This is a genomic window from Xanthobacter pseudotagetidis (assembly GCF_043194795.2).
Lineage (GTDB): Bacteria > Pseudomonadota > Alphaproteobacteria > Rhizobiales > Xanthobacteraceae > Xanthobacter > Xanthobacter tagetidis_A.
The window spans coordinates 3,356,463-3,373,768 of the sequence record NZ_CM195534.1; the positions used below are offsets into that span (position 1 = coordinate 3,356,463).

Consider the following 17,306-nt stretch of genomic DNA (forward strand, 5'->3'; position numbering starts at 1 on the left):
CATTTCCGAGGTGGAGTTCATGAAGCCCCGCAAGAGCCCCGACGCGCTGCGCAGCGCCCGCTGGTTCGCCGACGACGACCTGCGCAGCTTCGGCCATCGCTCGCGCCTGCGGCAGATGGGCTACGCGCCCGAGGACTGGGCCGGCAAGCCGGTGATCGCCATCCTCAACACCTGGTCGGACTTCAACTCCTGCCACGCCCACTTCAAGGACCGGGTGGAGGACATCAAGCGCGGCGTGTTCCAGGCCGGCGGCTTCCCGCTGGAAATCCCGGTGCACTCCGTCTCCGAGACGTTCCTGAAGCCCACCTCCATGCTCTACCGCAACATGCTGGCCATGGAGGTGGAGGAGGTGATCCGCGCCCATCCGGTGGACGGCGCGGTGCTCATGGGCGGCTGCGACAAGTCCACCCCGGCGCTCCTCATGGGCGCCACCAGCGCCGGCGTGCCCGCCATCTACGTGCCGGCGGGGCCGATGCTGCGCGGCAACTGGAACGGCAAGACGCTGGGCTCCGGCTCCGACGCCTGGAAGTTCTGGGACGAGCGCCGCGCCGGCAACATCGACCAGGCGGCGTGGAACGAGATCGAGGGCGGCATCGCCCGCTCCTACGGCCACTGCATGACCATGGGCACCGCCAGCACCATGACCGCCATCGCCGAGGCCATCGGCATGACGCTGCCGGGCGCCTCCTCCATCCCGGCGCCGGACGCCGGCCACATGCGCATGTGCGCGGCCTCGGGCCGGCGCATCGTCGACATGGTGTGGGAGGACCTCGTGCCAGCCCGCATCCAGACCCGCGCAGCGTTCGAGAACGCCATCACGGTGGCCATGGCCATGGGCTGCTCCACCAACGCCATCATCCACCTGATCGCCCAGGCGCGACGCGCCGGCTGCGACATCACGCTGGATGACTTCGACCGCGCGAGCCGCATCGTCCCGGTGCTCGCCAACGTGCGGCCATCGGGCGAGGCCTACCTGATGGAGGACTTCTACTTCGCCGGCGGCCTGCCGGCGCTGATGGGGCGCCTCAAGCCTTTTCTCCACCTCGACGCGCTCACCGTCTCCGGCCTCCGGCTCGGCGAGACGCTGGAAGGCGCCACCGTCTACAATGACGACGTGATCCGCCCGCTGGAGAACCCGATCTATGCCGAGGGCGCGCTCGCGGTGCTGCGCGGCAACCTCGCCCCGGACGGCTGCGTCATCAAGCCGAGCGCCTGCGCGCCGCACCTGAGGGTCCACACCGGGCCGGCGCTGGTGTTCGACGACTATCCCAGCATGAAGGCGGCGGTGGAGGACGAGAGCCTCGACGTCACCCCCGACCATGTCCTGGTGCTGCGCAATGCCGGTCCACTGGGCGGGCCGGGCATGCCGGAATGGGGCATGCTGCCGATCCCGAAGAAGCTGGTGAAGGAGGGCGTGCGCGACATGCTGCGCATCTCCGATGCCCGCATGAGCGGCACCAGCTACGGCGCCTGCATCCTGCACGTGGCGCCGGAGAGCTATGTGGGCGGCCCGCTGGCGCTCATCGCCACCGGCGACATGGTGCGCGTGGACGTGCCGAACCGCAGCATCGACATGCTGGTGCCCGAGGAGGAGCTCGCCCGCCGCCGCGCCGCCCTGCCCGCCCCCGAGCCCCGCTTCGAGCGCGGCTATGGCTGGATGTTCTCGCGCCATATCGGCCAGGCGAACCAGGGCTGCGACTTCGACTTCCTCGAGACCGCGTTCGGCGCCCCCGCCGGCGAGCCCGCCATCTACTGACGAGAAGGACCAATCCCTTGGATGTGCCAGCGAACACCTTCAAGCGCGCCATTCATGCCGGACGCCAGCAGATCGGCCTGTGGTCGAGCCTCGCGAGCCACCTGTCGGTGGAGATTCTCGCGGGCTCCGGCTTCGACTGGCTGCTGCTCGACACCGAGCATTCGCCCAACGAGCTGCCGCAGGTGGTGAACCAGCTCCACGCCATGATGGAGTATCCGGCGACGCAGCCCATCGTGCGTCCGCCGGTGAACGACACGGTAATCATCAAGCGCTTCCTCGATGCCGGCGTGCAGAGCTTCCTCATCCCCATGGTGGACACGGACGATCAGGCGGCCGCGGCGGTGGCCGCCACACGCTATCCGCCGCACGGCATGCGCGGCTTCGCCTCCGCCTCGCGCGCCTCGCGCTTCGGCCGGGTGAAAGATTATTACGCCCGCGCCCACGAGGAGATCTGCGTGCTGGTGCAGATCGAATCCAGGCTCGGCCTCGACAACCTCGACGCCATCGCCGCCGTGCCGGGGGTGGACGGCGTGTTCATCGGCCCCGGCGACCTTTCCGCCGCGCTTGGCCACCTGGGCGGCCAGGGGGACGAGGCCATCGTCGCGCTGATCGAGGACATGATCCGCCGCATCGGCAAGGCCGGCAACCGCGCTGGCATCCTCACTGGCGACGAGGCGCTGGCGCGGCGCTACATCGCTGCCGGCTGCGTCTTCACCGCCGTCGGCTCCGACACCGGCATCCTGGCGCGCGGCTCGGAAGCGCTGGCGAGGAAATTCCGGGCCTGAGGTCCGCCGAGCGCCGTCATCCCCCAGCTTGTCCGGAGGATCCCCCTCCGGCCAGGCCGGCGGTCTATCCCAAAGCAACGGACAAGCGACGCGGTGGATGCTCCGGACAAGCCGGGGCATGACAGGCGCGGGATATCGCCCTCCTCACTTGCGCCGGTGGCGCATGGCGTCGAGATAGGCGATCAGGTCGCTCAGGTCCCGCTCCGGAATGGTCGCGGCGTCGAAGCCCGGCATGCGCTGCTCAGGCCAGGTGCGCACCGCTGCCGGATCGCGGATCAGCTGACGCAGGGCGGCGGGCTGGAAATACTCGGTCGGGTTCATGGGCAGGTTCAGATCCGGCCCGATGGTGCTCTCGCCGCCGCCGTTCATCTGGTGGCAGGGCATGCAATTGTGGATGAAGACCGCGAGCCCCCGACGCGCCGGCGCATCGACGGCGAGCGCAGGCGCCACATCGATCTGCGGCCATTTCAGGAGCGGGTCCAGCGCGCTCTCGATGCTCGCCACCTGATAGGCCCAGTGCTCGCTGCTGACGCGCCCCGCCTGGGGGTTCTGCCAGACGATGTAGAACGGCCCGGCGGTGGCGGCCTTGCCCTTCAGCTTCGGCCAGGGCGCGTGGTGCGGCTCCACCGCCACGAAGGCGCGCGGACCGTCCGGACCGCCGTCCGAGAACAGGCCGGGAGGATAGTGGGCGATGAAGCCGTCGAGCGCCCTGATCTGGATCGGCGCGTCGGTGGGGATTCCCGCCTCCTTCAGCAGCGACAGCACCGGCACGGCGCGATAGGTGGCGGTTCCGCCATAGGCGATGTCCGCTGGCACCGTCACCGACACCGCGTCCGGCCGGGCCAGCAGCTGGCTGACGGTGTAGGTGCGCGACGCGCCGTCCGCCTTGAGGGAAAGGACCGCCTCCGCCCGTGCGGACGCCCCCACAAGGGTAAGAGCGAACATGCAGGCGAGCGCCGCCATGAGCCGTCCGAACATGATCCCCTCCTGCGTCCACACATGCACCAGCGTCATGCCCCGGCTTGGCCGGGGGATACACCCTGCGACCGGGAGGCCTACACGTCCTGAAGCCCCGCGCAAGCGGCCCGGTGGATGCCCCGATCAAGCCGGGGCATGACGGAGCGGGAATCGCTGGGACGAATAGGGCATGACGGGACGAGATCGGGACCTTGCCGCCGCAGGCCGCGCCGCCGCATCGAGCGTCATCCCCCGGCTTGTCCGGGGGATCCACCCCTGCGGCCGGGCTGGCGTCCTGTTCCCACGGCGCAGGACAAGCGGCCCGGTGGATCCCCCGGACGAGGCCGGGCATGACGGTGCGAGATCAGGACGTCGCGGCAGCGGGCAGGGCCGCTTGAATTAAATAGACGATCGGTCTATTTATCGAGCCCATGGATGCCGCCACACCCCAGCCGCGCCGGCGCGGGCGACCGCCGAAGGCGCTCGACGCCCCGAGCGAGACGCGCGAGGCGCTGGTGCGCGCGGGGCTCGCGGCGCTGACGGAGAAGGGCTTCTCGGCCACCGGCATCGACCAGGTGCTGAACGGTGTCGGCGTGCCGAAGGGCTCCTTCTACCATTACTTCAAGAGCAAGGAGGCGTTCGGCGCCGAGCTGATCGAGCGCTACGCCGCCTACTTCGCCGAGCGGCTCGACCGCTTCTTCGCCGACGAGTCCCTGGCGCCGCTGGCACGGCTCGAAGCCTTCACCCGCTCGGCCGAGGCGGCGATGGCGCGGCACGATTTCCGGCGCGGCTGCCTGGTGGGCAATCTCGGCCAGGAGATGGGCGCACTGCCCGAGGCCTTCCGCCAACGCCTTGCCGACGTATTCGCGGACTGGCAGGCGCGCACCGCCGCCTGCCTCGCCCGCGCGCAGGCGGCCGGCGAGATCGATCCCGACCGCGACCCGGACCAGCTCGCCGCCTTCTTCTGGATCGGCTGGGAAGGCGCCGTCCTGCGCGCCAAGCTGGAGCGGACCAACGCCCCGCTGCGCACCTTCGCCGACGGCTTCTTCGCGCTCGTCCGCGGATAGCCACGCGGAACGTCAGACCAACAGGAAACGCACAAGGAGAGATCATGCGCGCCATCGTCGTGGAGAAGACAGACGCCGGACAGAGCGTCGCCCTCAAGACGTTCGACGAAGCCGACCTGATGGACGGCGACGTCACCGTCCGCGTCACCCACTCGACCCTGAACTACAAGGACGGTCTCGCGCTCACCGGCCGCGGGCCGGTGGTGCGCCGCTTCCCCATGATCCCCGGCATCGACTTCGCCGGCGTGGTGGAGCGCTCCGACAGCGACGCCTATAAGCCGGGCGACGCCGTGATCCTCAACGGCTGGGGCACCGGCGAGACCCATCTCGGCGCCTATGCCGAGAAGTCGCGCGTGAAGGCCGACTGGCTGGTGCCCCTGCCCTCCGGCCTCTCGCCGGCCCAGGCCATGGCCATCGGCACCGCCGGCTACACCGCCATGCTCTGCGTGATGGCGCTGGAGCGCCACGGCCTCAAGCCCGAGCAGGGCCCGGCGGTGGTCACGGGCGCGGCCGGCGGCGTCGGGTCGGTCGCCATCTCCCTGCTGGCGGGCGCCGGCTGGCATGTCATCGCCTCCACCGGCCGCGAGCAGGAGGCGGATTATCTCAAGGGCCTCGGCGCCAAGGAGATCATCGCCCGGCAGGAGCTGGCCGGCGCCGCGCGCCCGCTCGCCAAGGAGCGCTGGGCGGCCGGCGTCGATTCCGTCGGCACCAACACGCTCGCCAACCTGCTGTCGATGACACGCTATGGCGGCGCCATCGCCGCCTGCGGGCTTGCCGGCGGCATGGACCTGCCCACCTCGGTCGCCCCCTTCATCCTGCGCGGCGTCTCGCTGCTCGGCATCGATTCCGTGATGGCGCCCAAGGCCCGGCGCCTGGAGGCCTGGGCGCGCCTCGCGCGCGACCTCGACCACGCCAAGCTCGCGGCCATGACCACGACGGTCGCCTTCGACGATGTGATCGCCAAGGGCGCCGACATCCTCGACGGCAAGGTGCGCGGTCGCGTGGTGGTCGAGATCGCGCCCTGAGCAGGGCTCCCGGTTCATCCCCCATGTCTCGGGGGATGAACCGGGCCCTCACATCGCCCCGCGCCGCAGCAGCTCCAGCGCGATCACCGCCACGGCGGCGAGCATGATCCGGCGGAACATCACCTGGGAAAGACGGCTGCGCATGATCGCGCCGAGGCGCATGCCCGCCAGCAGCGGCACCAGCCCCAGCGTCGAGATCAGCGCCTCACGCCAGCCGAGCGTGCCGTGCGCCACCAGCGTCACCATCAGCGGCACGCCGGTGAGAAAGTAGACCGAGGCGCTGGTGCCGACGAAGACGTCCTTGTCCACCCGCAGCCACATGAAATAGAGCACCAGCGGCGGACCCGGGAACGAGGACAACCCGCCCACGATGCCAATGCCGAAGCCGGCCAGCGGATTCCAAAGCCGCTCGTTGACGGCGACACGCCCTTCCGGCACCGGCACCAGACCGAGCAGCGAGAAGAGCAGCAGCGCCGCCCCGAGCACCAGATAGAGCTGGTGCTGATCGAGGCTCATCAGCAGCGAGGCTCCGATCACCGCACCGGGAACGAGGGCGATGAGCAGCCAGCGGAAGCGCCCGAGCGCCGGCAGCACCGTCTTCAGCTCCGCCACCTGCACGAGGTTGCTCACCAGCACCGGGATGCTGACCAGCGCGATGGCGCTCGGCACCGGCATGGTCAGGGACAGGATCGGCACGATGATGAGCGGCATGCCGATGCCGATGACGCCTTTCACGAACCCGCCGAGAGCATAGGCCAAGGCGATGAGCGGAAGACTGGTGGCGATGCTGTCCATGGGGATCGTTCCGCGCCGGGTGGCGGCGCTCCGGCAACACGAGGGCGGGTGGGGCGCCGATCAGATCACACGATCATTGAATATCTGCTGAGCAACGGATTCCGGCTCCCCTCGCGACGCGGGCGGGCGGCGGCAGGCGGGTCGGCGCCGACGGTGGGACGGAGCGACAGCCATTGCCGAAGCCCCGCTGCCGGCTTTTCTGGCATTCGGAGCGCGCGTGGGTGGCGTGCTCCGGGAAGCGCCGTCTTCTGCCACCTCACATGGAGGGCAGGAAGCGGCTGATGCAGGTCTCGCGCACATCCAGCACCTCGCTGGTGGTGAGCTCGCCGGAGGCGACGGAGAGCATGTAGTCGCCGAGCCGGCCGCCGGCCTCGGCGAGCGGCTCGCCGCGCTCCAGAACGCCAGTGACGTCGAAGTCCACATTGTCGGCGAAGAAGTCGACGGTGTTGCGGTTTCCGGAGATCTTGATGGTGGTGGACACCATGGAGCCGATGGGATTGCCCACCCCGGTGGAGAACAGGCAGATCTGGCACCCGCCCGCCGCCAGCGCGGTGAGGGATTCCACCGCCGGGGCGGGGGTCGCCATGAAGTGCAGGCCCTGCTCGCGCGGCGCCTCGCCATAGGCGAGCACGCCGACGAGCGGCGACTTGCCGGCCTTCGCCATGGCGCCGAGCGCCTTCTCCTCGATGGTGGTGAGGCCGCCGAGGATGTTGTCTGGCGTCGGGTTGGAGCCGCGCAGGTCGATGCCGTGCGCCATGATCTCGCGCTCGAAGCCCTGCACCGCTTCCAGGAAGTCCGCCTTCACCTTCGGCGTGCGGGCGCGCTCGGCGAACAGGTGCTCGGCGCCGAAGAATTCCGAGGTCTCGGAGATGATGACGGTGCCGCCCGCCGCCGCCACCCTGTCGGCGACCACGCCGATGGCGGGGTTGGAGGCGAGGCCCGACGTGGTGTCCGAGCCGCCGCACTCGACGCCGATGACGAGCTTCGACAGCGGGAATTCCGCCCGGCGCTGGCGCGAGGCCTCGCGCACCAGGCGGGCGGCGGCGCGGGTGCCCTCGGCGATGGCGTTGATGGTGCCGCCCACCTGCTGGATCACCACCGAAGCCACCGTCTTGCCGCACGGACGGATGCGCTTCGCCAGCGCCTCGGTCATCGCCCCTTCGAGGCCGATCAGCAGCACGGCCGCGACATTGGGGTTGCGCGCGAGCCCGGCGAGCGTGTCGAGGGTGATGTCGAGGTCGCGCCCGAGCTGGCCACGCACGAACAGCGTCGTCACCGGAATGGTGCCGTAGACCGCCTCCGCCACCTTGCGGGTGACGGGGTTGCAATTGTCCATCACCGAGACGACGGCGACGTGGTTGCGCACGCCGGCCGAGCCGTCCGGACGGCCATAGCCAAGGAAGGTCACGCCGCTCATGCCGCCCTCCCGCTCACGTCGCCGCGCGCCCGGAGCGCCTCGACATTGTGGACGTGGACATGCGCGCCGGCCGGGATGGCGGCGGTGGCGCGGCCGATCACCTGTCCATACTTCAGGATGTTGGCGCCGACGGCGATGTCGGCGAGCGCGATCTTGTGGCCGAACGGCACGTCGGCGGCGAGCGTGACGGTGCCGGAGCGGGCGCCGCCGAGCGTCGCCGCCTCGGCCTTGCGGGCCGGGTCGATGAGGGTGGCGACGTTGTCGCTGGGGTCGAGGACGATGGCTCTCGGCATCGCGGTCTTCCTTCGGTCAGGTGTTGGAGCGCCGGGCAGCATCCTCGCGCACGAGGTCGGCCGCCTTCTCGCCGATCATGATGGCCGGCGCGTTGGTGTTGGAGGACGCCATGGTCGGCATGACGGAGCAGTCGGCGACGCGCAGGCCGTCGACGCCGCGCACCTTCAGGCGCGCATCCACCACGGCGCCGGCATCGACGCCCATGCGGCAGGTGCTGATGGGGTGCCAGGAGGTCTGCCCGGTGCGGCGGACATAGTCGACGATCTCGTCCGCGCTGCCGACCTCCGGCCCCGGCCGCCGCTCGGCGACGATCAGGTCCGCGAGCGGCTTCGCGGCGGCGATGCGGCGGATGAGGGCGATGCCGTCCAGATAGGTCGGCAGATCGGAGGGATCGGAGAGATAGCCGGCGACGATGCGCGGCGGCGCCATGGGATCGCGCGAGACCGCATGGATGGAGCCGCGCGAAGCCGGGTGCAGCTTGAACACGCCCAACGAGAAGCCGGGGAACGGATCGATGCCGAGGTCGGCCGAGCGCGAATAGCGGTCCTTGCCACTGATGAGGGCGATCTGGATCTTCACGTCCGGCCGCCCCAGCTCCGGCCGCGTGCGGGCGATGGCGTGCACCGAGGAGGAGGTGGAGGAAAGCAGGCCGCGGCGCGTCACGAGGTAGCGCAGGCCCTCCAGCGCCGCGCGGGCGCGGCTGCGGATCACGTCGTTGATGGTGATCGGCAGCCGGCATTCGTAGGAGAGGCGCACCTGAAGATGATCCTGGAGTCCCTCCCCCACGCCCGGCACGTCCGCCACCACCGGCAGACCCAAGGCGGCGATGCGCGCCGCGCCGCCGATGCCGGACAGCTCCAGCAATTGCGGCGACTGCACCGCCCCGGCGCAGAGGATCACCTCGCCCCGGCACGGCAGGCGATGGACCATGCCGTCCTTGCGGTATTCCACCCCGACCGCCCGCGCGCCCTCGAACAGGATGCGCGAGACCGGCGCGCGTACCACCTGGCGGAAGTTCCCACGCTTGCGGGCGTCGCGCAGATAGGCGGTGGCGGAGGTCCAGCGCCGGCCGCGCCACACCGTCTGCTGGAGATAGGCCACCCCTTCGGGCGTGCCGGAATTGTAGTCCGCCACCGGTGGGATGCCGGCGGCAACGCAGGCGTCGCGGAAGGCGTCCGACAGTGGGTCGGGATCGAAGGCACCGCGGTCGGTGATGCGCACCGGGCCGTCGTGGCCGCGCGGCGTCGCGCTCTTTCGGTCGAAGGCCTCCATGCGCCGGAAATAGGGTAAGAGGTCCGAGAAACCCCAGCCGGCAAGGCCCTGGTCGCGCCAGCCGTCATACTCGCGCGCCTCGCCCCAGGCATAGACCATACCGTTGACCGCGCTCGACCCGCCGAGCACCTTGCCGCGCGGCCAGTAGATGGACTGGCCGTGAAGCTCTTGCTCAGGCTCGGTCTGGAACTTCCACATGTAGCGCTCGTCCTGGAGCAGCTTGCCGATGCCGAGCGGCATGTGGATCCAGATGCTGTCGTCGGGGCCGCCGGCCTCCAGCAGCACCACGGTGTGGCGTCCGTCCTCGGCGAGCCGGCCAGCCAGCGCGCAGCCAGCCGAGCCGGCGCCGACGACCACGAAGTCGCACGCCTCGTCGGTGACGGTTGTGCGGTCCTCCTTCAATGCGCGGCCTCCAGAGGCGCGACGTCGAACGGCACCCCCGCCTTCTCGCCGGCGCGCACGAGGTCGGCGACCGTCTCCGGCGGCAGGGGGATGCCGGTGCGGCTGCGCTCGATCTCCAGCGCGTGCGCGCGCTCGCCGGGATAGCGGCCGGCCTCGCCCGAGGCGGCCTTGTAGATTTCCATCCACTCCGCGAGGTGCGCGCCATAGGCGCCGGGGCCGGCGGCAAGCGCGGGATTGACCAGCATCAGGAAGGCGCCGACGCGGCTCGGCGCGCTGCCGCCCGTGGCCGCCATGGGCGGCGGCCTGGCGCCGGAGAGCGAGCCGGCGAAGCATTCCACCAGCATGGCGAGGCCGATGCCCTTGTGGCCCGCCACCGGCAGCATGGCGCCACGCAGCGCCGCCTGGGCGTCGGTGGTGGGATTGCCCTCGGCGTCGATGGCCCAGCCCTCCGGGATCGACCGTCCGGCACGGGCCGCCATCACCACGTTGCCGCGGGCGACGCCGCTGGTCGCCATGTCGAACACCAGAGGCGCCCCGCCCTCCACCGGGCTCGCGAAGGCGATGGGGTTGTTGCCGATGGCGGCGCCGCGCGAGCCCGGCAGCGCCATCACCGGCGGGGTGGACTGGACCATGAAGGCAAGCATGCCCTGGTCCGCCGCCTCGGCCACGTAGAGGCCGAGCGCTCCGAGATGGCCGACATCGTGGAGGATCGCCACCACGGCGCCGGTCTCGCGCGCCCGCGCCGCGGCGGCATCCACCGCCATCAGGCCGGCGCCCTGGCCGAGCGCCCCGTCCGCATGGACGTGGAGCAGGCCGTTGCGGTCCTCGAAGCGGACCTCAGCGCCGGCATTGAGCTCGCCGGCCATCAGCTTGTCCACGTAGATCAGCACGCGAGCTACGCCGTGGGTGTCGATGCCCCGCGCGTTGGTGCGCACGATCGCCCGCGCCGAGCGGTCGGCAAGCGCCCGCTCGACGCCGATGGCGGCAAAGACGCTCCCGAGCCAGCGCGCGAGCGGTTCCGTTGGATAGGACTTCTTCATTGGCCTCGGCTCCGGCTCGGGATGCGCGATCAGGACCCGGACCGGGTGTGGACCGGCGGGAAGAACACGGCCTTCCAATCCTCGGGCTTGTTCTTGATGGCGCCGTTGCGCTGCATGAACTCGGCGTAGACCATCAGGTTCTGCGGCGAGGAGGTGAAGATCACGTCCGGGTCCTTGATCATTTCCTCCACGAAATCGAGCGGCAGCTTCGATTTCTCGGCGGCGATGAAGATCTCCGCAGCCTGGCGCGGGTTGGCCTTGATGAAGGCGTTCGCCTCCTCCAGCGCCGCGAGCACCGCGTCGAAATACTTCGGATAGGTCTTGTAGAACTTCTCCGTGGTCCACATGAGGATGAAGCTCGTGGAGCCGCCCATCACGTCGTAGGAGGTGAGGATGCGCCGCGCCTTCCCGTCCTTCACCTGCTGGTACATGAAGGGCGGGCTGGTGAAGTTGGCGGTGATCTCGGTGCCGCCGCTCATCATGGCGTTGTGCGCGTCTGGCGGCGCCACGGAAACGGTGAGCTTGTCGAGCTGGGCGTGCTTGCCCTTGCCGAAGGTCTTCTCCGCCGCGATCTGCAGCGTCACCGCCTGGGTGGAGACGCCTACGGTCGGCACCGCGATGCGGTCCTTGTCCGTGAAGTCCTTGATGGTCTTCACGTTGGGGTTGATGGTGTTGAGATAGACCGGGATCGAGGAGACCGCGGCGATCCCCTTGATGTTGAGATTGCCCTTGGTGCGGTCCCACACCGTGAGCAGCGGGCCGGGACCGCCGGTGGCGAAGTCCAGGTTGCCGGAGAGCAGCGCCTCGGTCATGGCCGCGCCGCTGGCGAGCTGCATGTAGACGCCCTTCACCGGGCCGAGCCCGGCGGCGGCGACATGCTTCTCCAGCAGCTTCTGCTGGTCCATCACGGTTATGGGCAGATAGGGAATGCCGAAGCCCTTGGCGATGCGGATCTCGGTCAATTGAGCGCTCGCAGGACCGGCGAGCGCGAGGAGGGCGGCGGCACCTGCCGCGGCGCCGACCATGTGGCGCAAGGCGTTGGAAACGGTGGCGTTCATGTGCGTTTCTCCCTTCCGAACAGCCGCATTTTCGCGGTCTCGTTCCGATGTTGGACGGCGCCGGGCGATTGGCGTTGGATGCGCCCGGCGCCGCCGGTCACGCGCTGCGGTAGAGCTTCGTCATCGAGAATTCTCGGTGGCGCAGCGTCTCCGAGCAGGTGTAGCGGCCGTCGCAGGTGCGCAGCGTCATATCGATCAGCGCCTCGCCGGCCTGGTCGATGTTCATGCGCCGCTTCAAGAGGTCCGAGACGTCGAGGTCGATGTGCTCGGGCATGGTGCGGGCGGTGAGCGGGTTCGCGGTCAGCTTCACCACCGGCATGATGGGGTTGCCCACCACGTTGCCCTGGCCGGTGGGGAAGAGGTGCACCACGAAGCCGCCGGCCGCCTGCACAGTGAGACACTCGGCCGCCGCGCTGGAGGTGTCCATGTAATAGAGGCCCGGCCCCTTCTGTGGCGCCTCGGCCGGGCCGAGCACGTCGATGTACCGGCAATTCCGGCCGATCTTCTCCAAGTTGCCGAACGCCTTCTCCTCGATGGTGGAGAGGCCGCCAGCCTTGTTGCCCTTGGAGGGCTGGCTGTCGAGCAGGTCGTCCACCTTGAAGCGCGTCACCTCGTCCTGGTAGTCCTGGAACACCTTCATGAACTTGGCGGCCACGTCCGGGCTCGCCGCGCGCGAGGCGCACAGATGCTCGCCGCCGGTGATCTCGGTGGTCTCGCCGAAGCACAGGGTGGCGCCCTTGGCGTCGAACTTGTCGAACAGGTTGCCGACCGTGGGGCACGAGCCGAGTCCTGACGTGGTGTCGCTCTCGCCGCACTTGGTGGCGACCCACAGCTCATCAATGCCGGCCTTCACCCGCTGCTGCTCGGTGGACCACTTCACGAAGTCCTGCGCGGTCTTGGAGGCCGAGGCGATGGTCGCCAGCTCGCCGCGGCCCTCGATGTGGAAGCCCGCCACCGGCTTGCCGGTCTTGGCGATGCCCTCGACGATCTTCTCGGTCCAGCCAGGCTCGATGCCGATCACCACCACCGCGGCGACGTTGGGGTTGGAGCCGCAGCCGATCAGGGTGCGGAAGTGGAGGTCCAGGTCCTCGCCGTACTGCAGCCTGCCGTAGGAGTGGGGCAGCGCCATGGTGCCGAAGACGAGGCGCTCGACGCCCTCGCAGCAGGCGTTGGAGATGTCGTCCACCGGCAGGATGAGGACGTGGTTGCGCACGCCGACGCGGCCGTTCTCGCGCCTAAAGCCGTAGAAGTGATCGCGGGCCATCGTCACCACCTGTTGCTCTTGATGTTGTGGTAGTGGACGTAGCCGCCCACCGGGATCGCCTCGACCGCCTTGCCGACATCGTTGCCGTACTCGATCACGTTGGCGCCGTTGTCGACGGCGGCGAGCGCCACCTTGTGGCCGAGCGGGATGTCGGCGAGCACCTTGACGGTAGTGGTCTCGTCCGCATCCATCACCCAGCCGCGCAGGGTCTGGCCCGCCTTGACCCCCTCCACGACGACGACGCCGAGCGTGTCGCCCTTGTGGTGCACGAGGAAGTCCGGTTCCTCCATGTTTTCCTCCCGATCCTGTTTGTTTTTACTATCTTTCCTTGGCTTTCTTCTTGGCCGATGCTGCGGCGGCTTCAAGCCGTCGTCGGCTGCGGCGCGCCGCGGTGCTTGAAGGCGTCGCGGCGGAACGAGACGATGGCGTTGGCGTCCACCTTGGCGTGAATGACGGACGGCCGGCCGCTGGCGAGCGCGGCCTCCAGCGCGGCGGACAGCTCGCCCGGCTTCTCGGCCCGATAGCCGTTGGCGCCGCACAGCTCGGCCACCTTGTCGTAGGGCGGGCTCTTGATGTCGGCGCCGATGTAGCGGCCATTGTAGAAGTCGCGCTGGTAGGCCTTCTCGGCGCCCCAGCAGCCGTTGTCGAGCACCACGCAGACGGTGGGCAGGTTCGCCTCCACCGCGGTGGTGATCTCGGCCATGTTCATGGCGAAGCCGCCATCGCCCATGAGCGAGACCACGGGCCGCTCTGGCGCCGCCGCCTTGGCCCCGAGCCCGGCAGCGTAGGAGAAGCCAACCAGGCCGAAATCGAGCGGCGTGACGAGGCTCGGCACGGTGTAGTAGCGCAATTGGTCGGTGGCCTGCAGGCACATGGTGCCGGCATCGAGCGTGACGATGGCGTCGCGCGGCATGGCCCGGCGCAGCTCGGCGAACACCCGTTCCGCCGCATAGGGCGTGCGCTCGGTGCGGCCGGCCGCGTCGCGCTCACGCCAGAGCGCTTCGCGGGCGTCGGCGAGGCCGGCCAGCCGCTCGCGCCAGCCGGCGGGCGGAGCGAGGTCGGCAAGCTCGATGTCGAGCCCGTCCGCCACCGCCCCAGGGTCGCCGACGAAGCCGACATCGGTGGGGAAATAGCGGCTCACATAGTCCGGCGACACGTCCACCTGGATGATGCGGGCGTCGCGCGCGATGTCGTTGTAGGTGAAGAAGGTGGTGTTGAAGCCGAGCCGCGCGCCGATGGCCAGGATCACGTCCGCCTCGCGCGTCGCCCGGCTCGCCACCGGGTTGCCGCGCGGCCCCACCTGGCCGAGCACGCAGGGGTGGTCGTTGGGCATGGCGTCGCCGTGCCCGGGGGCGAGCGCCACCGGGATATTCAGCCGCTCGGCGAGCCGGGCCACCGCGCGCCAGGCGCCGTGCTTCTTGATGCCGGCACCCGCGAGGATCACCGGCGCGCGGGCGCCGCGCAGGAGCCGCGCCGCCTGCGCCACCTCGGCGGGGTTGGTGGTGCCGGCGAAGGTGACGGGGAAGCGCTCCTGCGGCACCACCGCCGCCTCCACCTGCTGGGCGAACATGTCGCGCGGGATGTTAAGCACCACCGGCCCGCGCCGCTCCGCCAGCGCGAGGCGCACCGCCTCCTTCACGAACTCCGGCAGCCGCTCGCCGCGCGGCACGTCCATGGTGCGCTTGGTCACGGGGGTGAACAGCGCGTGCTGGTCCACCTCCTGGAACGCGGCGCGCCCCACATGGTCGGTGGAGACCGTGCCGGCGATGGCCACCACCGGCGAGAAGGCATGCAGCGCCTGGGCAAGGCCGGTGACGAGGTTGGTGGCGCCCGGCCCCGCCTGCCCGGCGAGCACCACGCCCGGCCGACCGCTGACGCGGGCATAGGCGTCCGCCATGTGGGTGCCCGAGCGCTCGTCGCGCACCCCCACATAGGTGATGTCGGGGGCGTCGTAGAGCGCGTCGTACAGCTCCATGGTGGAGGAACCGAGCAGGCCGAACACATGCGTCACCCCGGCCGCCCGGAGCGCCTCCACCACCGCGGCGCCCCCGTTCATCTGGGTCATCTTCGTCCTCCCGCTTGTTGGCCGCATGCAGAACCTAGTTCTGCATGCCCCACTTCTGGACGGTGTGCTTCTCGAGGGTGCGGAAGATCACGCTCTCCACCAAAAGGCCGATGATGATGACCATCAGGAGGCCGGCGAAGACGTTGGCGGTGAGGAGCTGGTTGCGGTTCTCGAAGATGTACCAGCCGAGGCCGCCCGAGCGGGACGACACGCCGAACACCAGTTCCGCCGCGATCAGCGTGCGCCAGGCGAAGGCCCAGCCGATCTTCAGTCCGGCCAGGATCGAGGGAAAGGCCGCCGGGATCAGCAGCAGCACCACGTAGCGGATGCCCCGAAGCCCGTAATTCTGCCCCGCCATGCGCTGGGTCTGGGACACCGACATGAAGCCGGTATGGGTGTTGAGCGCCACCGCCCAGACCACCGAATGCACGATGACGAAGACGAGGCTCGGGATGCCGAGGCCGAACCACAAGAGCGCCAGCGGCAGGAGCGCGATGGCGGGCAAGGGGTTGAACATGGCGGTCAGGGTGGAGAGCACGTCGTTGCCGAGCCGCGTCGACACCGCGAGCGTGGTCAGCACGGCGGCGAGGGAGAGGCCGCAGCCATAGCCGATCAGCAGCACCTCGATGGTGGTGATGGTGCGCTCGATCAGCGGGCCGTGGGCCGTCTCCTCATAGAGCGCGCCCACCACCTCCGTGAAGGAAGGCAGCATCAGGGGGTTGTTGATCCAGCGGGCATAGAACTCCCAGGCGAGCGCCAGCACCGCGAGGATGAACAGACGCCTTAGCCAAGTGTAGCCGTAGAGGCGTTCCCACAGGGAGAGCGGGCGCTCCACCTCGCCCACATAGCCGAGACGGCGGCGCTCGACCGCGCGCTCGGGCCGCACCGGAGGCAGGCGGCGGGCGCGGGTGCCGCCCTCGGAAACCGAGATGTCAGCCATGACGCACCTCCGCGGCTTCGGGCTCGAACTCCTCGGCGAACAGCATCTCGTGGATGCGCAGTTGCAGTGACTGGAACTCGGTGCCGCCCTGGTGGGCATGGGTGAATTCGTGGGAGTTCAGCTCGGCGCGCACCTGCCCCGGATGGGGCGAGAGCACGAGGATGCGCGAGCCGACGATGATCGCCTCCTCGATGGAATGGGTGACGAACACCACCGTGAAGCGCACGTCGTCCCAAAGGTGCAGCAGTTCCTCCTGCATCTTGCGCCGGGTGAGCGCGTCGAGCGCGGCGAACGGCTCGTCCATGAGCAGGATCTTCGGCTCCATGGCCATGGCGCGGGCGATGGCCACGCGCTGCTTCATGCCGCCGGAGAGCATGTGCGGGTGCACGTCATGGAACTTCGTGAGGTTGACCTTGGCGATGGCGGCGAGCGCGCGCTCGCGGGCTTCCTTGTGGCCCCAGCGGTGCGACACCAGCATGGGGAACATGACGTTCTCCAGCACCGTCTTCCACGGCAGCAGCTGGTCGAACTCCTGGAACACCATCATGCGGTCGGGGCCCGGCCGGTCGACCACCTTGCCGTCGAGCCTGATCTCGCCCTCCACCGGCTTCATGAAGCCGGCGATGCCCTTGAGCAGGGTCGATTTCCCGCAGCCCGACGGCCCGAGGAGCACGAAGCGGTCCGCCTGGTGCACGTCGAATCCGACCTGGTAGGTGGCGGTGACGAGATGGTCCTTGGTCTTGTACTGGAGCGTGACGCCCTCGACGCTCAGGACCGGCGTCTCAAGGCTGTTCTGCCGACCCTCGATCGCGGCATATTCGTATGCTGCCCTCGTCTGTCCTTCCGGAGCGTGTGCCAGCAATGGATCCTCCCTCCGTCGAGCGCCCGGTTTTCCGGTGCGCGGCTGCTGGGCTGGTCAGGTCTCGATGATCGCCACCACCTGACCCTCTTGGATTGCCTCTCCCTCGGCCACGGTAATCTCGGCGACCTTGCCGCCGTCTTCCACGATAACAGGAATCTCCATCTTCATGGACTCAAGAATCATCAAAGTGTCGCCCTCGGCAACGTCCTGCCCAGGTTGCGTCAAAATCTTCCAGACGGTGCCGGTGATTTCGGATTTTATTTCCTGACGACTCATCATTTCCTCTCACGCTTCGCAGCCAATGAAA

At 69.4% G+C, this 17,306-nt stretch carries 17 protein-coding genes; 4 read left to right on the plus strand and 13 right to left on the minus strand.

What is annotated here, in order from left to right:
* The first annotated feature begins 19 nt into the window (after window positions 1–19).
* Both araD and V5F67_RS15365 read left to right on the plus strand, forming a co-directional pair.
* Entirely contained in the window at window positions 20–1,756 is a 1,737-nt protein-coding gene (gene araD / locus V5F67_RS15360) for an L-arabinonate dehydratase (protein ID WP_394016935.1), read from the plus strand.
* A 17-nt stretch (window positions 1,757–1,773) separates the two neighbouring features.
* Entirely contained in the window at window positions 1,774–2,541 is a 768-nt protein-coding gene (locus tag V5F67_RS15365) for an aldolase/citrate lyase family protein (RefSeq protein ID WP_394016934.1), read from the plus strand.
* Between the two features lie 144 nt (window positions 2,542–2,685).
* Here the strand turns inward: V5F67_RS15365 and V5F67_RS15370 are convergent, their stop codons facing one another.
* Window positions 2,686–3,519, minus strand: a complete 834-nt coding sequence (locus V5F67_RS15370) for a c-type cytochrome (protein ID WP_394016933.1) — start codon at window positions 3,517–3,519, stop codon at window positions 2,686–2,688.
* A 410-nt stretch (window positions 3,520–3,929) separates the two neighbouring features.
* Between V5F67_RS15370 and acuR the strand changes: the two genes are divergently transcribed.
* Both acuR and acuI read left to right on the plus strand, forming a co-directional pair.
* Entirely contained in the window at window positions 3,930–4,565 is a 636-nt protein-coding gene (gene acuR / locus V5F67_RS15375; protein WP_394016932.1) for an acrylate utilization transcriptional regulator AcuR, read from the plus strand.
* A 44-nt stretch (window positions 4,566–4,609) separates the two neighbouring features.
* Complete coding sequence (gene acuI / locus V5F67_RS15380) at window positions 4,610–5,590, plus strand: acrylyl-CoA reductase (NADPH) (RefSeq protein WP_394016931.1); 981 nt, start codon at window positions 4,610–4,612, stop codon at window positions 5,588–5,590.
* Window positions 5,591–5,638: 48 nt separating this feature from the next.
* Here the strand turns inward: acuI and V5F67_RS15385 are convergent, their stop codons facing one another.
* The 12 genes from V5F67_RS15385 to V5F67_RS15440 all read right to left on the minus strand — a co-directional run bounded on the left by V5F67_RS15385 (window position 5,639) and on the right by V5F67_RS15440 (window position 17,278).
* Window positions 5,639–6,385 carry a sulfite exporter TauE/SafE family protein gene (locus tag V5F67_RS15385; protein ID WP_394016930.1) on the minus strand — a complete coding sequence of 249 codons (747 nt, stop codon included), beginning with the start codon at window positions 6,383–6,385 and terminating at the stop codon, window positions 5,639–5,641.
* A gap of 256 nt (window positions 6,386–6,641) precedes the next feature.
* The gene (locus V5F67_RS15390) at window positions 6,642–7,802 is read right to left on the minus strand and encodes a UxaA family hydrolase (RefSeq protein ID WP_394016929.1); all 1,161 of its coding nucleotides are present in this window, start codon (window positions 7,800–7,802) and stop codon (window positions 6,642–6,644) included.
* Complete coding sequence (locus V5F67_RS15395) at window positions 7,799–8,095, minus strand: UxaA family hydrolase (RefSeq protein WP_394016928.1); 297 nt, start codon at window positions 8,093–8,095, stop codon at window positions 7,799–7,801. The genes V5F67_RS15390 and V5F67_RS15395 overlap by 4 nt, the downstream gene beginning before the upstream one ends.
* 16 nt (window positions 8,096–8,111) lie before the next feature.
* Window positions 8,112–9,770, minus strand: coding sequence for a GMC family oxidoreductase (locus tag V5F67_RS15400; protein ID WP_394016927.1), 1,659 nt, complete (start codon window positions 9,768–9,770; stop codon window positions 8,112–8,114).
* On the minus strand, window positions 9,767–10,810 hold the full coding sequence (locus V5F67_RS15405) for an Ldh family oxidoreductase (protein ID WP_394016926.1): 1,044 nt from the start codon (window positions 10,808–10,810) through the stop codon (window positions 9,767–9,769). The genes V5F67_RS15400 and V5F67_RS15405 overlap by 4 nt, the downstream gene beginning before the upstream one ends.
* A gap of 29 nt (window positions 10,811–10,839) precedes the next feature.
* Window positions 10,840–11,868, minus strand: a complete 1,029-nt coding sequence (locus V5F67_RS15410; RefSeq protein ID WP_394016925.1) for an ABC transporter substrate-binding protein — start codon at window positions 11,866–11,868, stop codon at window positions 10,840–10,842.
* A gap of 97 nt (window positions 11,869–11,965) precedes the next feature.
* A complete protein-coding gene (locus V5F67_RS15415; protein ID WP_394017793.1) occupies window positions 11,966–13,132 on the minus strand; it encodes a UxaA family hydrolase in 1,167 nt (388 codons plus the stop codon).
* A gap of 2 nt (window positions 13,133–13,134) precedes the next feature.
* The gene (locus tag V5F67_RS15420; protein WP_394016924.1) at window positions 13,135–13,422 is read right to left on the minus strand and encodes a UxaA family hydrolase; all 288 of its coding nucleotides are present in this window, start codon (window positions 13,420–13,422) and stop codon (window positions 13,135–13,137) included.
* Window positions 13,423–13,493: 71 nt separating this feature from the next.
* Window positions 13,494–15,197 (minus strand): thiamine pyrophosphate-binding protein, encoded by a 1,704-nt coding sequence (locus V5F67_RS15425; protein WP_394016923.1) that lies wholly within the window; start codon window positions 15,195–15,197, stop codon window positions 13,494–13,496.
* 34 nt (window positions 15,198–15,231) lie between these two features.
* Window positions 15,232–16,137 (minus strand): ABC transporter permease, encoded by a 906-nt coding sequence (locus V5F67_RS15430; RefSeq protein ID WP_394016922.1) that lies wholly within the window; start codon window positions 16,135–16,137, stop codon window positions 15,232–15,234.
* Complete coding sequence (locus V5F67_RS15435) at window positions 16,130–16,945, minus strand: ABC transporter ATP-binding protein (protein ID WP_394017792.1); 816 nt, start codon at window positions 16,943–16,945, stop codon at window positions 16,130–16,132. Before V5F67_RS15435 ends, V5F67_RS15430 begins: the two co-directional genes overlap by 8 nt.
* Before the next feature lie 108 nt (window positions 16,946–17,053).
* On the minus strand, window positions 17,054–17,278 hold the full coding sequence (locus tag V5F67_RS15440; protein WP_394016921.1) for a biotin/lipoyl-binding carrier protein: 225 nt from the start codon (window positions 17,276–17,278) through the stop codon (window positions 17,054–17,056).
* Window positions 17,279–17,306 lie beyond the last annotated feature (28 nt).

Bases quoted from the DNA above. Each gene is read 5' to 3' on its own strand.
- acuR (WP_394016932.1), top strand. From the start codon at position 3,930: ATGGATGCCGCCACACCCCAGCCGCGCCGGCGCGGGCGACCGCCGAAG.
- acuI (WP_394016931.1), top strand. From the start codon at position 4,610: ATGCGCGCCATCGTCGTGGAGAAGACAGACGCCGGACAGAGCGTCGCC.
- V5F67_RS15385 (WP_394016930.1), bottom strand. From the start codon at position 6,385: ATGGACAGCATCGCCACCAGTCTTCCGCTCATCGCCTTGGCCTATGCT.
- V5F67_RS15430 (WP_394016922.1), bottom strand. From the start codon at position 16,137: ATGGCTGACATCTCGGTTTCCGAGGGCGGCACCCGCGCCCGCCGCCTG.
- V5F67_RS15405 (WP_394016926.1), bottom strand. From the start codon at position 10,810: ATGAAGAAGTCCTATCCAACGGAACCGCTCGCGCGCTGGCTCGGGAGC.
- V5F67_RS15420 (WP_394016924.1), bottom strand. From the start codon at position 13,422: ATGGAGGAACCGGACTTCCTCGTGCACCACAAGGGCGACACGCTCGGC.
- V5F67_RS15410 (WP_394016925.1), bottom strand. From the start codon at position 11,868: ATGAACGCCACCGTTTCCAACGCCTTGCGCCACATGGTCGGCGCCGCG.
- V5F67_RS15390 (WP_394016929.1), bottom strand. From the start codon at position 7,802: ATGAGCGGCGTGACCTTCCTTGGCTATGGCCGTCCGGACGGCTCGGCC.
- V5F67_RS15440 (WP_394016921.1), bottom strand. From the start codon at position 17,278: ATGATGAGTCGTCAGGAAATAAAATCCGAAATCACCGGCACCGTCTGG.
- V5F67_RS15370 (WP_394016933.1), bottom strand. From the start codon at position 3,519: ATGTTCGGACGGCTCATGGCGGCGCTCGCCTGCATGTTCGCTCTTACC.
- V5F67_RS15425 (WP_394016923.1), bottom strand. From the start codon at position 15,197: ATGACCCAGATGAACGGGGGCGCCGCGGTGGTGGAGGCGCTCCGGGCG.
- V5F67_RS15415 (WP_394017793.1), bottom strand. From the start codon at position 13,132: ATGGCCCGCGATCACTTCTACGGCTTTAGGCGCGAGAACGGCCGCGTC.
- araD (WP_394016935.1), top strand. From the start codon at position 20: ATGAAGCCCCGCAAGAGCCCCGACGCGCTGCGCAGCGCCCGCTGGTTC.
- V5F67_RS15395 (WP_394016928.1), bottom strand. From the start codon at position 8,095: ATGCCGAGAGCCATCGTCCTCGACCCCAGCGACAACGTCGCCACCCTC.